The organism is Lysinibacillus sp. KU-BSD001 (genome assembly GCF_042920265.1).
Classification (GTDB): Bacteria; Bacillota; Bacilli; order Bacillales_A; family Planococcaceae; genus Lysinibacillus_B.
In genome coordinates, this window is record NZ_JBDQZI010000016.1 from 78595 (window position 1) to 93454 (window position 14860).

Genomic DNA, 14860 nt, shown 5'->3' on the forward strand with positions numbered 1-14860 from the left:
AAACCAATGGCGCAGTCCTTGTGTGTGAAAGCGTGTGAAAGATGGCTGTGGAGAATAATTTAGTATTCATTTTCCATCCGATAAGCATCTAGGAATAGCTGTCCGAGATTCCCCGTACCTTTAAAGCCTAAATCGCATAAGCCGTGGTCAATCATTGTAAGAACGGCTAGCACTTTTTCCGGGAAGGCATTTTCGCCCATATGACCGATACGGAGGATGACATCTGCATACTGTGCTAGGGAAGTAGCGATATATAAGTTATAGGCTTCTTTAATATGCTCCTGTAATTGCAATGCCCCAATCTCTGCTGGAATACTAACAGCAGTTACCGTATTAGACGCATCAGATGTTAAAAATAACGATAATCCATATGCTTCGACAGCTTTTCGTACGGCATTTGCGATTTTGGCATGACGTTCGTAAACGGCCTCTAGTCCTTCTTGTAAAATGTTATCTAAAGCGACATCTAATGCTGCAATTTGATCAGCAGGCATCGTATAAGGCAAGTTTTGCTTTTCAACATAGTCCTCGAAAATTCGGAGGTTTGCATAGAACGAAGCGATAGGTGTTTGTCTAGTAGCCATCGCTTTTTTTGCATGTTCACTTATGGATACAATGGCTAAACCAACTGGAGCAGAGATGGCTTTTTGCGTACCGCCACAGCAAATATCAATTTGATTTTGATCGACATCAATAGGCTCACCAACCATGCCAGCGACTGAATCCACCACTGTTAAAATACCGAATTCCTTTAATAATGGACACAGCTGGCTCACGTCATTTAAGACAGATGTCGGTGTATCGCAATGAACGAGTGTAGCATATTTGAAATGATGATCTTGCTCTAAATAGTTACGTACTTCTTCAACAGGGATACCTTGACGATCATCAAAGCTCAGCACGACAGGCTCTCCACCATACATTTCGACAAAATATTTAAAGCCTTCACCATAAATACCATTATCGAGTACAAGCACACGGTCACCAGGCTCCGTTAAGCTAGCACAAGCTGCCTCCAAGCCTAAAATCCCTTCACCAGCAAGCAGAAGTACGTCATTTGTAGTGCCCATAACTGTACCCATTTTTTTGCTTACTTCGTGATAATAGTGTATGAATTCTTTATCAAAATCAGGGTTATTCGTTTTTTTCGCCAATGCCAGTCGCACATTTTCGCGTATGTCTGTTGGTCCGGGTGCATAGTTTGGTTGAAATTTCATGTTCATCGTCCTTTTTTAAATCGATTTATATATAGCATAACGATAGCAAATGACTAGTATTCAAAAAAGCATCAGTTTTTCCAAAAGTAATAAGGTCAGTGTGGATTACTTTATTGATAGTATCGAATTTGATACAGATTCCTTTTGTGAATATCTAAAATATTGGGTAATTATTTAGTGAATGAATTCATTTTTTGGTTTAATACCCTAATGTGTTCTTAATTAAAAAGCGGAGGACTCCATGATGGATTTTTAGATGAAATTTTAACATTGGATTAACACTGAAGAAAACTGTTCTCTTCATAGCTGGGGGCGAATTGTAGTTCTATTCGTTAGGGGTGTCCTTATAAATGAGTTGTCTTAAATTCAAAAAGTTGTAATGAACTGTTGAGGAACACCAGCCTGTACATTAGTAAACGATCGGATGGATAGGTGAAGCTACTCCTGAATAATTAATGTGAATATTGTCACTACTAGTAAATCGTTCATCCTCCCTATTGTTGAATAGGACTATTAGCTATAAAATTTCATTGTAAGTACATAGGTTTTTAGTATGGGTATTTATCTATTGAGGGGGAAGAACTATGTTAAAGAAAAGCACAGCCACAATCGCAGCGCTTTTTGCATCGAGCACAATTTTAGTCAATACATCTTTTGCTGCGCCAAATGACAATGTACATAAGGAAGTAAATGTTGGTCAAAATGCAGAGCAGCACAATTCAAAAAAACAACAAGAACTTGAAAAGAAAATCGAGCACGATAAAAAGTTAGAGGAAAAGAAACAAAAAGAGCATGAAAAGAACCTAAAAGGTCAAGAGAAGAAGCTTGAATCCATTGATAAGCAGCTAAACAAGATAGAAGAAAAAATCACGAAGTATGAAGTGAAGTTTGCTGACCTGGATGACAACGATGAGGATGAAATAAAGGAAGACGATCAGGAGCCTACTACAAATCCGGATGAAAATACAGGAGAAACAGATTCCGAAGAAGTGAATGAGGAAAACGCTAACGCTGAAGAAACAGAAGCAACGGAAGAAGACGATGCTGAAGAAGAAACAGAAGCAACGGAAGAAGACGATGCTGAAGAGGAAACTGAAGCAACAGAAGAAGAAGGTACTGAAGAAGAAACAGAAGCAACGGAAGAAGAAGGTGCTGAAGAGGAAACAGAAGATCTCGAAGAAGAAATTGAAGAGGCTGTTGAAGAATATAACGATTACCTTGGCAAGTTTAAAGCTCTACATAACAGATTGAACGCTGTCGTTCATCAATTAGACGCGCTGAATAAAAAAGGGGTAGATAGTGCGCTGGTAACTGAACGTTATGACCGAGTAGCTGCCCTTCAAGAAAAGTTGGATGCAGCGGTTGCTAAAATTACACAAGTGCAAGATCAAGTAATTGAAAAAATTAAAAACGATTCTGCGATTGAAGTAAAACCAGCAAAAGAAGCAAAAGACCCTAAAAAAGAATGGACAGTCCAGTTCAACAAACACCTGGACGAAAAAGCGTTATCTGAGCTAGCAGTCGTTGTGTATGATGAACAACAGAACCTAGTCGAAACAACGATGACTTATAATGCAGAGAAGAAATCAATCATCATTACGCCGACACAAGCTTATAAAGCTGGGGCACAATACACATTATATATTGGCAAAGAAATTACAAGCGCAAACGGTCAAGGCCTAAAGAAATCTGTTAAAATGAATTTCACGATCCGCTAATAAAGGTAAATCAGCGGGAATATCATAACCCTATAATCAAATAATGCATATTCATGATCAGCATCTCCTAGTACGAAGGGGGTGCTTTTCTTATGTTCCTCCCACAATCGATGCATCGGTAAAAAGATTTTGCTAGATGTCTAAAAAGCGAACACATACGTTTCGAAGGGAGGAAAGTTTTTTACTTTATTGTATTGGAATCGATAATTTTTAATGCTGAGATGATGCCGTATGTTGAAATCGATATACAACTTATTTATCAATAAGTGTCAAAGTGATTTTATTTACCTAATTTGCACTTATTTTCATTTAAGTTGTATACCAAAATCGGGGGAGGGAAGGTTTTTTCGATTTTGAAATGAACGCTTTATTATTCCGTATTAAAAAAATAGCGAGTGGAATTTTTATTTATCATAATCGATAAGAAATTATTGTTTTTATAGATCATGATATGCGAAAGACGTAGGTTAACCGTTTGTAGTGGCGTCTTATTTTTCTGAAAAGCGTTCGATTTTCTTCGCTTTTTATCCGAATCGGCGCTTGTCTGTTCAAAAAATAGGATGCATGCTCACTGTTTTTTTAGTAAATTTCTCTTGTTTGTTGTTAGTAGAGCGATCTGTTTTTCAATGAAAACAGGCTTTTTTTAGCTAAAATGCAGGGGAATATATAAACGTCCCTGTATCCGGTCAACCCCCCTGGTCCGAGCAAAACCTTGCCGTATCCGAGCAAAAGCCCGAGGTATCCGGTCAAAAAGCTACCGTATCCGAGCAAAAAGTCGCCGTATCCGATCAAAATCCTCGGCCCCAGCATGGTAAGTTGGCGATATGTAGGCTGATGTTTAAAATCAATCGTTATGCTGGAACATTAAAATGCACTTATATAGATGATTTACTAGGGGGCTTTCCATCTGTGGTATGTCCGTTGTAAGTGACACTAATATTAAAAAGACATCCACCCGCGTTTGTGACGCCAGTGGATGTCTTTACATATATTACATCCATTTCATTTGCAAGATTGCTTGTAGCTGCTTGAAATTTTCGGACCCTATATTTTGTTCGATGGTTTTGTCGATTTCTTTTTTGATTTCTAAGCTGTTGTAATATATTTCTTCGCCTAAAGGTGTCAGCTCTACTCGTTTTTGGGTTTTGGGTGCTTTCACTAGCTCTGTTTGTACTAATTGTTTTTCTTCCAATGCTTTCACAAATTTATGTACGGCTTGTTTTGAAATCTCTACTTTCTTTAATATATCTGGAATCGTTGATGCGCCTTCGAATATACAATTTAGAATATACCATTCGGAAGTCGTAATTTGAATAGTGTTTTGGCGATTCCACGTAGAAGCGACTGCATCACGCAATTGCTTGTAATGTTTGTGTAATAATTCAATCGTCTCGCTCATAAAGCCTCCTTTGCCATCCACTATATACAATTTGATCTTCAAGGTCAATTGAGTTGACCAAAAAACTTTTATAGGGTACAATGGATTATGGTAAACTATGTTGACCTTAGGGGGTGAGATATTGTTTTCAATAGGGGATACAGTTTTCTACGGTGCGCATGGAATTTGTTCCATTGAGGATATTCAAGAGCAAAAATTTGGTGGTGAAGCGCAGTCTTATTATATATTGCGTTCGCATCATAGCACGAGTCTTACTTTATATTATCCTGTAAATGCCGTGAATTCTAAGCTCAAAAAACTCATGACAAAAGAAAAAGCACAGGCAGTTTTACAGTGCTTTGAAAATGCAGCTGATTCGTGGAACGATCGCACGACGACACGTCATCAGTCGTATCAATCCATCATCAAAACAGCGGGTCATTTAGAGATTGCGCAAATGACGAACACATTACTGCGAAAGAAGCTAGAATTAGAGGCAATCGATAAAAAATTGCCTGCTCAAGATACGCAAATTTTACAAAATGTGACCGCCATTTTATATGAAGAACTGGCAACAACATTGCAAACAACAGCTAGTGATATATCCGATAAGGTTGACGAAATTATTCAAATGAATTAAGTATAGTAAGCACATGAATCTGAAAAGGTTTGTGTGTTTTTTTGATACAATCACATTTGCTAAATTAGAAGGTAAAATCCAAAAGCCTTTCGATTACATAAGAAGGGCGTTTTCATATCGTTAAAACTACGCCTTCTTTTGCACAAAAAACGATAAAAATGCGATAAGGCATAGTAGAGCGATAAACGTCCACACATTAAAAAATAAATGATTCGAAAACGGACTTAATAAGCCCACCTCCCTATATGGATGGTTTGCATTGATATAATTTCGGTATAGTGTTGCTCGATAAAACGTGTAAAGGGTCAAGGTAAGAAAAACAAACAAATAGCTATATTTTAACCACTTTTGTTGGTTGGAGTTGAATCTTTGATGAAATTGTTCAAACACAAAGAGCATAGAAAAATAGAAATATAAAATAATCAAACAAGGAGCAACAACGAAAAAGAGACCAGGGTTACCGTTACCACTACCGAGCATATCGTTAGCAGGATCAAATGATACGGTGAGTAAGTTTGTAAAGAAAAATGCGAAAGCGGTGATCAGTCCAGCTATTATGACGCTTATATAAAACAATGGCCGCATAGTTTCCCTCCTATCTTTTTTCACTAGTAGTGCCCCGATTGTAACATATTCATTTATCTGTTCGTGAAATATGCTTTCCATCATGCAACTTTACTCGTTCTATACTTATAGCCGTATATCATACTTGTTTTTTTCTTTTATTCTTTCTTTTATTTATTCTTTCTTTTTATATGAGCGTGTCAGTTTGGCTTTATCCGTATGCTCAGAATGAACACGTGGCCTGTTCAAAACGAACAGAAGGATGTGCTCAAAGTGAACACATGCCCTGTTCAAAATGGACACACTGGTGTACTCAGTTTGCTACTTCGAACATGCCAAACTGTCTCCTTGGGAGCGGAGAGATGAGATTGGCAAGTATTTTACTGAAATAGTTTTTCAACATTGGGGTAGAAATGGTATACCAAAGCGTTCGGTCAGTTCTGTAGGCATTTAAATCTTGTCGTTTTCGAATAAGCCCCTGCTTTTCGAGGGAGCTTGTGATGCGAGAAAGAGTGCGTTTAGATAGAAATGGAAAGTGTTGCAGCCACTGGTCACTACTGTGGTAATACCATATTCCCCCGTCTATGCTTGTCCCTCGTTGTGTCAGAAGGTAGTGCAGCTGCTGTAAGAAAAGCGCTTCGTACACACCAATTTTCGATGCTAATTGCGGAATTAAAATTAAAGGCTTACCTTGTACAAGTAAAGTCATCTTGTCATCCTCCTTTTACTACTACTATCGAAATGACAGTTCAAAAAAGGATATATTCGCAACCGAAATATTGAAACAATTTCCATATGGATCCGTCTAATAGTAAAAGGGGTGATACGGGGTGAAGGGTGTTCGTTTGTTTTTATTGGCTATGATTATCGTATTATTGATGGCTTGTGCGGAGAGAGAGCCATCTGAACAACTGCCTAATGTGGATTTAGTAGCAGGTGAAGTGACCAAAGAGCCCTCTGGACAATTAAAAGAACCGCCCAATGTCCATTTGGTAGCAGATGAAACGACTTATATGATGCAGCGCGGTGGATATGAGTGGACGATTAAGCGTACTTTTGGACGCGAGGAAACAACAATCGCTGATGCAGTGGCACCGAATGAGTCGCTAAAACGGGGACTAATCACGTTAGCGAAAGATGCACAAATGGAGCTACAGTTTGAGGTACAGCCAGATCGTTACCGCGTTTTTGGTTGGTACGAGGAGGGCCCATCCAAGTTATTTAGTCATTTACAGTATATCGTAGGGGAACAGTCCGTGGCGATTGAGATCGTCGCTTATTACCCGCAAGGTCACGTATCCTATGTATTGCCGGTGAAATTTGAATGATAAAACGCAACTCTTGGAAGGAGTTGCGTTTTTAAGTCTTATCGTTTCGAATACTACAGCAAACGTCTAAACTCTGCCCAGTTCACTAAGCGTGGGAAATTGACGTCTTTGTTATACGATTGATCCTTTACAATCACTTTGGTGCCGATGTTAGCTAATGTTTGCAAGACGGCAGGTTTGTCATCGACATAGTAATCGAGATGCAGCGATTGGATAATGTCGATTTTTTCGTGATCGGCCATACCGCAAAAGAAGTGTTCGTCCTTGACAGGGAAGCCTTGTGCTTTTACCCAGTCGCGTGTTTGCTGGCAGTAGTGCTTCGGACGAGAGGTAATATAAAAAACATCGTGCCCTTCTGCAACAAGTGCCTGCAATGTTTCGATAGCATCTGCGTAAGCGGGGCAATCCGTAAAATAAATGTCCTCCATCGACTCGATCCACATTTGTCCCCCTTGTTCTTTCGTTAAGCCGAACGGGGCATGGATTTCTACAGTCGGAATGGTTTGAAATACATCGATGCCTAAATCTTTGTTTAACTTTTTATTGTATAAATGAAATGCGTGCTCACGTAAGTTAATGAGCGTGTCGTCGATATCAAAGCCAAATTTCATAAAGTCCTCCATTAGACGATTAAAGTAAATTGTGAAGCAAAGCCTTGTTCTTTTTCGATTTGCAGCGCTTGAATTTTTTCAATTTCTTGTTTACGCTTTGTCGCACATGTTACATAGTCTAGTGTTTCAATTGTTTGTTTTTCAATCAATGAGGCTAGTACATCCGCATCTTTCAGCGCACTGTTTAAGCCGAATGCTCCTGTCGGTGTCATCGCGTGTACGGCATCGCCAATTAGTGCTAGTCCATCACGTCCCCAATTTTCTGTTTGGCTACTAAATACATCGAGTAGCACAAAATCTTGCCAGGAGGTAATGTTTTGTTGCACGGTCTTCCCTAACTCAGGAAATGCTTTGATGAGCTTCTCGATAAACGGCTCAAAAGGCTGCTTGCGTAAAGTAGGGTAGCTGCCTTGCGTAATATGCCAACCAATTTGCACAAAGCCTTTGACTTGTGTGAATAGGGAAATTTGCATGCCATCCACAAGAGCCATTTTAATGACAGGCGACCAATTGTCTGGGGTAGGAATACGCGCCCATAGTAGGTCGTACCCGTGTTTGCGAATAGACGTCTCAATGTGTGCATTTTTACGCACGGTCGAATAGCGACCATCCGCCCCAACGATTAGCCTACAGTCAATGACGAATTCTTCCCCGTCACGCATTACCCGAACACCACCATAACGACCTTCTTCATCTTGTAAAAGCGCTGTTACTCTTGAATTTAAGCAGTATTGAAAGGTGTCATAAGGCGCGGCTGCCTCTAAAATAGCTTGCAGTAAATGCGCTTGTGGGACATGAATGCCTAAATGACCAACAGCAGGGGCTGGCGTGATGGTTTTTGTTTGCTGGCCATTTAACCAGTATTCGAGACGTTCCATTTTCAACATGCCTAGTGCCTCAACTTGATCAAATAAGCCGTACTTTTTTAAAATCGCTTCGCCTTCTTCGTTAATATGCTCCCCGCGAAATGCTTTGGCGATTTCATTTGTTCGTTCGAGTAGCAAGACCGAAATGTTTTTCTTTGCTAATAAATAAGCGAGTAATGCCCCGCCAGGACCCGCGCCAACAATGCAAACATCTACTTTTTGGTGCATATACATTATCCTTCTTTCGGATAGGCTGTAATACGTAAATCTGCCCCGACTTTTTCAACTTCTGCAAAATCAAGAAGCATCGCTGCCTCAACGGTTTCCACATCTGTGCCGGTAAACGGTGTAATGGAGTTACGTCCACCAAGTACTTTTGGCGCGACATACACAAGGAACTTTTGAATCAGCCCCGCACGTAGGAAGGAAGCGTTCACCTCGCCGCCACCCTCTACTAAAATATCGGTAATCCCGCGTTTATACAGTTCATCTAGCATCGTATTTAAATCGAGTTGGTCATTGACGACAGGGACATACAGTAGTTCTACCCCTAGTTTTTCAAATGCGGGGGCTTTATGTTGCTGTTCTTCCGCTGTCACAATAATTGTTCTAGCTGTAGATGTTTGACAAACCGTCGCATCCAGTGGCGTCCGTAATTGACGATCTAATACGATACGGATCGGATTTTTGCCGACACGATCAGGGAGACGTGTTGTGAGAGACGGGTTGTCTGTTAACACCGTACCAATGCCAACTAAAATAGCGTCTACTTGATCGCGTAGCTCGTGTACATCTGCGCGGGCTTCTTCCCCTGTAATCCACTGCGAATGGCCGTTATACGCTGCGATTTTTCCGTCTAGTGTCATCGCAAACTTTGAGATGACAAATGGGCGAGCAGTAATCATGTTGTGAATAAAGCGCTCATTTAAACGACGCGCCTCTATTTCTAATACCCCAACTTCTACTTCAATGCCTGCGTCACGTAGCAGCTGAATGCCGCGTCCTGCCACTGCTGGATTCGGGTCTTCCATCGCGATGACCACTCGTTTGACTCCCGCTTCTTTTACTAAATTAGCGCAAGGGGGTGTTTTGCCGAAATGTGAGCAAGGTTCAAGTGTGACATAAATCGTTGCATCTTTTGCATGCTCACCAGCCATCCGCACGGCATGTACTTCCGCATGGGGCTCCCCAGCTTTTCGGTGAAGCCCGGTACCAACGATGGCGCCGTCCTTCACAATCACGGAGCCTACAAGTGGGTTCGGGTTTGTTTTACCTGTTGCACTTGCCGCTAAATCAAGCGCGAGTTGCATATAGTACTGATCGTTCTTCATTACCTGTTCCTCCATTGACAATATGTCCCGCTTTTTCGACTTTCGTTTGTAAGTAGAAGCGGTTCGTCTCTGTGACACCACCCCATAGCGGGATATGTCCATCAGCTAGTAAACCATGTGCTTCTAGTGCCGCGAGTTTATTCGGGTTATTCGTAATGAGTGTGACAGGCTTGTCGCGTAGTGTTGCTAACACTTTAATGGCATCCTCATAGGAACGTGTATCATCCTCAAAGCCGAGTGCATGATTGGCCTCGACCGTATCTAAGCCTTCTTCTTGTAATAAATAAGCAAGGGATTTTGAGAATAACCCAATCCCGCGCCCTTCATGATCCGCTAAATAAAAGATAGCCCCACAGCCATGCTCCACAATCATTTTCATGGATTCGTGCAATTGATAGCCACAATCACAGCGTTGGCTACCGAAAATATCTCCTGTATGACAAATGCTATGCATACGAATGAGTGCGTCATCTGCATGAGCAAAGTCACCGTACACTAAAACGGAAGACTGCTGACCAAATGATAGATTCATAGAAGGAATGTGATCAATGACTTCCTCTTTTGACAGCGTATTGCTGACAGGTAACCACGAGTACCATTGAAACACCGCTTCAAAATCACCTTGTTTCACAGGTAGACGAACAGGGCCGACTACACTTAAATTTTCTCTCTCATTTCGCGAGATAAGTTGTAGTTTATTAAGTAAAACGTCTAGTTTCTTTTGCATTTTCATCACCATTTAATCCTTTATTTTCTTGAATGATGTAGCTACTTGATAGTGTTGCTTTCTACACCGAAATGGTCCCTCTCGTGTTACGGATAATGCCGCTAGCACACTATTTTAAATGTACATGGGAGGGGGAGATCTAAAATTTCTACTTCAAATGCGTGTACATAACACCCTTGTTATATATTTTCTCATATCATTCTTAAAAAAAACTTACAATATGTCACTAAGTGTATAAAGGTAATTTTCGTTTGTCTATTATTTTGCTTTTCGATAGGGGTGTTATAAGGGGGCATATATAGATGCTTTAGCAACATAAAACGTGAGGCGAAAAGAAGAAATGACGTTTTACCGTATTTTGTTTTACGGAAAAAGGTATATCGCTACTACTATGTATCATACATAAAATGAAGGGGGAGAGGCTATGTTGAAAGGAAAAAAGGAAATTCAAATTATCGAGTATGTACCAGATTCAGTGAAAAAAGCAGGGGTGCGACTGACAGAAGCAGGGGATGTACAAAGTGTTTTATTTTCAGCACAGAAACTCATTGTAGCACTTGCAAGAACGATTATATCCATGAACCCGAAAGATGGAGAGTTAGTGTACCAAGCGATTAGCTCTTACAGTGCGCTCTATCCGCTGATAAGTGACGATCAAGAGTTCCGCTTCAAAGCAGATGTCGACTTTAAAATTCGTGATTATATTTTATCTACTCGCACAGGTGAGCTTGCACCAGCGATAGGGTATTTGTTTGCGCAGGAACAGTTAAACAAACCATTCGTTGTCGATTTTGCGAGTTTATTAACGGATGAGTCAGCGAAAGGAGCAGCTCCTGATTTAATTGTCTCTTCACCGACAGGAGAATGGTCCTTTATCGAATCGAAGGGGTCAAAAGATATGCGCAATAAGGGGAAGTTGCGGGATGCCTTATGTCAAAGTGAAAATGCCGCAACACTGATGGATTATACGGCGCAAGACTTTTATGGGGTATTTGTTTCGATTCCAAAAGCAGATGCAGATTACCCAGCGGCTATTCATTATACGTGCACGTTACACGAGGGGGAACGGAGTGTAAACGATAATCGCCCGCTTATTTATAAGCACTATGCGAGCTGGTTTATGCTGCTTGGCTTCCAAGAAATAGCGGAGCGCTTAGCAAACGGAGAACCGATGATGATGAAAAAACCAAAAAAGAAGACCGCTATAAAAAAACAAGCGTATTATGTATTGGATACAAAGGATTCCCTGTTCTTCAAGACGATACAGGGGTGGGATAAACAATTTAAGCGTGCACAATTTGGAATCGCAGAAGAGGTATTTGCATTTTTAAATGGTCAGGAAGAGGCGCAGCTCATACTACCGCCATTACAACAAGTACAAAAGCAAGGGAACAAATATGATCTATTCGCAGATGGTACAGCCATTTTTTATAAATAATTGTTAGGAAATACGCAAATCATAGGTTTGCGTATTTTTATCTGTTTTTAAACTTAATTCATTACAATAAGGAAAAGGAGTGAGGGACATGTTCAAAGTAGAAGTGGGCAATCCAGTAAATCAGACAATCATTTTTTTACATGGAGGTGGGCTAGATCATACCCAGTGGAAAGAAGTAATGCATCATTTATCGCCTGAATTTCATTGTGTTGCAGTGGATTTGCCGATGCATGGACAAAGTACGCATATCCCATTAACGATGGACGGGGTATTACATAGATTAGAAGATGTATGTCGGCAATACGGGCAAGTCCATCTTGTCGGATTATCACTAGGTGGCGCGATTGTATTAACCGCCTTATCCCGCTTCCCGCAATTTATAAAGAGCGCGGTCATTAGCGGCACGACGACGCTATTAAGTGAGAAAAATGCGACGCGCCTCAATAAATATATAGCGCCTATGTATCGTTTGTTGAAGCCTGAATGGGTTACAACGTTAACGATGAAAGGCTTTAACATACCACCGCGATTTCAGAAGGATATTCAGCACGCTACCAAATCTGCTAGTGTCGAACAAGTACGTGCGATGTATACGTTGCTGTCTAAAGTGCAACTGCCGATGTTGAATCAAGTGCCGTTGTTAGTCCTAGCAGGAGGAAAAGAAAATAGGTTAGTGAAAAATTCCCAATATAATATTCTCTCCTACGTAAAGCGCAGTAAAGCAGCTATTGTACCAAGTGTAGGACATGCATGGAGCTATGAAAACCCTTTGTTGTTTGCAGAAGTAGTGCAGTGCTGGTGTGAAGAACAACCGATTCATTTTGGATTAAAAACGTTACAGTAATATAATTTGTTGGAAAATTTACGAACTTTATTTATTTTTTTTTCGTTAATGTTCGGAAATAGCTTGAAATGTGAAAAATGAAGTGATATAGTACAAAACGTAAAATAATTAAATACGTCGTCGTATAATGTCGGGAATAGGGCCCGTAAGTTTCTACCAAATCACCGTAAATGATTTGACTACGAGATGGAAAATCGTTATTGCTATGAATCTAGTAATATCGTATTTTCTGTTAACGAATGAAACGAAGCATGCGACCAATACTAATCGTGTGCTTTTTTATTTGAAACAAATGTCCAATAGACATCCGTACAGACGATAAACGGAGGAACATTTCAGCATGAAAAAATATTTCCAGTTTGATGAACTCGGCACGAATTATAAACGCGAGATTCTCGGTGGATTAACAACGTTCTTGTCAATGGCTTATATTTTAGCAGTTAATCCAGGGATGCTTGCAGCAGCAGGTATGGATGCGAATGCGGTATTCGTCGCAACAGCATTAGCAGCGGCTGTCGGCAGTTTATTTATGGGGTTAATTGCAAAGTACCCAATCGCCTTAGCACCCGGTATGGGTCTGAATGCATTCTTTGCCTTCTCGGTAGTCATTGGTATGGGGATGGCTTGGGAAACGGCGTTAACAGGTGTATTATTCTCAGGGCTTATTTTCATTATCCTTTCTGTAACAGGTTTCCGTGAAACAGTGATTAATGCGATTCCAGCACAATTGAAATATGCAGTAGGTGCAGGGATTGGTTTATTTATTACATTTGTCGGCTTCCAAGGTTCAGGCATTATCATCAATGATGATGCAACGTTAGTAAAACTTGGTGATGTAACATCAGGTAATGCATTGCTTGCGGTATTTGGTGTGTTTGTTACAGCGATCTTTATGGCAAAGAAAATTAACGGTGGCATTTTCTACGGTATGATCATTACAGCTGTAACCGGGATGATTTTTGGTTTAGTCGATTTACCGGAAAAAATCGTTTCATCCATTCCAGACGTATCCCCGACATTTGGGAAAGCGTTCGAAGCGTTTGGAAATGTGGAGTTAATTTTCAATACAGATTTCTTAATCGTTGTATTAACATTTTTATTCGTTGACTTCTTTGATACAGCCGGTACATTAATGGCTGTGGCAGGGCAAGCTGGTTTAGTAAAAGACAATAAATTACCTCGTGCAGGGAAAGCGTTACTTGCCGATGCATTAGCAACAGTAACAGGTGCTATCTTCGGTACATCCACAACGACTTCTTACATTGAATCGACAGCAGGTGTGGCAGCTGGTGCTCGTACTGGTTTTGCTTCCGTTGTAACAGGGGTATTATTCTTACTAGCGTTATTCTTCTCACCGGTACTTGCCGTTGTAACGTCAGCCGTGACAGCGCCGGTCTTAATCATTGTAGGGGCGTTAATGGTTTCTTCACTGAAACTGATTGAGTGGGATAAAATCGAAATTGCCATCCCGGCATTCCTTGTTGTCCTTTGTATGCCACTTGGCTACTCGATTGCAACAGGTATTGCGATTGGTTTCTTATTCTACCCAGTTACAATGCTTGTAGCAGGTCGCGGGAAAGAAATTCATTCAATTATGTATGGTCTGTTCGTGATCTTCCTTTGTTACTTTATCTTCTTATAAAAACAATAAGCAACCTCGTCTATTATTGGACGAGGTTGTTTTTTTTGAGTTTGTTCGGAGGAATTTAATGTCGCAAGGGAATCGGTATGGTTGAATGAAACGTTATTAAATTAATAATCTAAGCGTGTTCCATAGTTAATCTAGCCCGATTGAGAATTGTGACAAGTAAAAAAGCTTTACGGGTTTTTGAGGTGATATATTAATAGGAAGAAACTCTAGATATAATGAGTGAGTGTAGTTGCGTAAGAAGTCAGAATAATTTTATTTCAAATAAAGGGTTGCCAAAACAGGGAGAGGGGGTGTATAGTTAAAAACGTTGTTACGAAACAAACGGAAACAACAAAACAACGAAACAAAAAACTTAAACGAAGTTGTTGACAAACGAAAACAATGATGTTAAAGTATAAAACAGTCGCCGATAAAAATGAGGCGAACATGAACTTTGAAAACTGAACAAGCAAAACGTTAACAATAAACGTTTCTGAATAAGAAACAAAATTTTGGACATCAAACATGATGCCAGCAAATTTGAGCTTACTCAAATTCTTTTATGGAG

13 protein-coding genes and 1 riboswitch are annotated in these 14860 nt (G+C 40.3%); of the genes, 6 read left to right on the forward strand and 7 right to left on the reverse strand.

Translation table 11 applies throughout. The features are described 5' to 3' along the window. Positions 1-59: 59 nt before the first annotated feature. Complete coding sequence (locus AAGS61_RS18285; RefSeq protein WP_391375255.1) at positions 60-1217, reverse strand: pyridoxal-phosphate-dependent aminotransferase family protein; 1158 nt, start codon at positions 1215-1217, stop codon at positions 60-62. Between the two features lie 584 nt (positions 1218-1801). On the opposite strand from AAGS61_RS18285, the gene AAGS61_RS18290 reads away from it, so the two are divergent. Further along, positions 1802-2935, forward strand: coding sequence for an Ig-like domain-containing protein (locus AAGS61_RS18290; RefSeq protein WP_391375259.1), 1134 nt, complete (start codon positions 1802-1804; stop codon positions 2933-2935). A 991-nt stretch (positions 2936-3926) separates the two neighbouring features. Here AAGS61_RS18290 and AAGS61_RS18295 read toward each other — a convergent pair. Further along, positions 3927-4334 (reverse strand): MarR family winged helix-turn-helix transcriptional regulator, encoded by a 408-nt coding sequence (locus tag AAGS61_RS18295; protein ID WP_391375262.1) that lies wholly within the window; start codon positions 4332-4334, stop codon positions 3927-3929. Positions 4335-4455: 121 nt separating this feature from the next. Here AAGS61_RS18295 and AAGS61_RS18300 point away from each other — a divergent pair, with 121 nt between their 5' ends. Further along, complete coding sequence (locus AAGS61_RS18300; RefSeq protein WP_391375265.1) at positions 4456-4953, forward strand: CarD family transcriptional regulator; 498 nt, start codon at positions 4456-4458, stop codon at positions 4951-4953. Positions 4954-5830: 877 nt separating this feature from the next. Here AAGS61_RS18300 and AAGS61_RS18305 read toward each other — a convergent pair. Then, positions 5831-6226, reverse strand: coding sequence for a hypothetical protein (locus tag AAGS61_RS18305; RefSeq protein WP_391375267.1), 396 nt, complete (start codon positions 6224-6226; stop codon positions 5831-5833). A gap of 121 nt (positions 6227-6347) precedes the next feature. Between AAGS61_RS18305 and AAGS61_RS18310 the strand changes: the two genes are divergently transcribed. Further along, positions 6348-6845 carry a hypothetical protein gene (locus tag AAGS61_RS18310; RefSeq protein WP_391375270.1) on the forward strand — a complete coding sequence of 166 codons (498 nt, stop codon included), beginning with the start codon at positions 6348-6350 and terminating at the stop codon, positions 6843-6845. A gap of 53 nt (positions 6846-6898) precedes the next feature. Here AAGS61_RS18310 and AAGS61_RS18315 read toward each other — a convergent pair whose 3' ends face one another. From AAGS61_RS18315 to AAGS61_RS18330, 4 genes are read right to left on the reverse strand one after another with little or no spacing between them, the layout of a single operon-like run. Next, the gene (locus AAGS61_RS18315; RefSeq protein WP_391375273.1) at positions 6899-7456 is read right to left on the reverse strand and encodes a 5' nucleotidase, NT5C type; all 558 of its coding nucleotides are present in this window, start codon (positions 7454-7456) and stop codon (positions 6899-6901) included. A gap of 11 nt (positions 7457-7467) precedes the next feature. Next, on the reverse strand, positions 7468-8550 hold the full coding sequence (locus tag AAGS61_RS18320; protein ID WP_391375276.1) for an FAD-dependent monooxygenase: 1083 nt from the start codon (positions 8548-8550) through the stop codon (positions 7468-7470). 5 nt (positions 8551-8555) lie between these two features. Further along, positions 8556-9653 carry a bifunctional diaminohydroxyphosphoribosylaminopyrimidine deaminase/5-amino-6-(5-phosphoribosylamino)uracil reductase RibD gene (gene ribD / locus AAGS61_RS18325; protein WP_391375279.1) on the reverse strand — a complete coding sequence of 366 codons (1098 nt, stop codon included), beginning with the start codon at positions 9651-9653 and terminating at the stop codon, positions 8556-8558. Further along, positions 9616-10380 carry a GTP cyclohydrolase II gene (locus tag AAGS61_RS18330; protein WP_391375299.1) on the reverse strand — a complete coding sequence of 255 codons (765 nt, stop codon included), beginning with the start codon at positions 10378-10380 and terminating at the stop codon, positions 9616-9618. The genes ribD and AAGS61_RS18330 overlap by 38 nt, the downstream gene beginning before the upstream one ends. 424 nt (positions 10381-10804) lie before the next feature. On the opposite strand from AAGS61_RS18330, the gene AAGS61_RS18335 reads away from it, so the two are divergent. From AAGS61_RS18335 to AAGS61_RS18345, 3 genes are all read left to right on the forward strand, one after another. Continuing rightward, positions 10805-11818 (forward strand): hypothetical protein, encoded by a 1014-nt coding sequence (locus AAGS61_RS18335; protein ID WP_391375282.1) that lies wholly within the window; start codon positions 10805-10807, stop codon positions 11816-11818. An 88-nt stretch (positions 11819-11906) separates the two neighbouring features. After that, positions 11907-12662 (forward strand): alpha/beta fold hydrolase, encoded by a 756-nt coding sequence (locus AAGS61_RS18340; protein ID WP_391375284.1) that lies wholly within the window; start codon positions 11907-11909, stop codon positions 12660-12662. A gap of 100 nt (positions 12663-12762) precedes the next feature. After that, a riboswitch (purine riboswitch) is annotated at positions 12763-12864 on the forward strand. A gap of 138 nt (positions 12865-13002) precedes the next feature. After that, complete coding sequence (locus tag AAGS61_RS18345) at positions 13003-14304, forward strand: NCS2 family permease (protein WP_391375287.1); 1302 nt, start codon at positions 13003-13005, stop codon at positions 14302-14304. Positions 14305-14860: the final 556 nt, after the last annotated feature.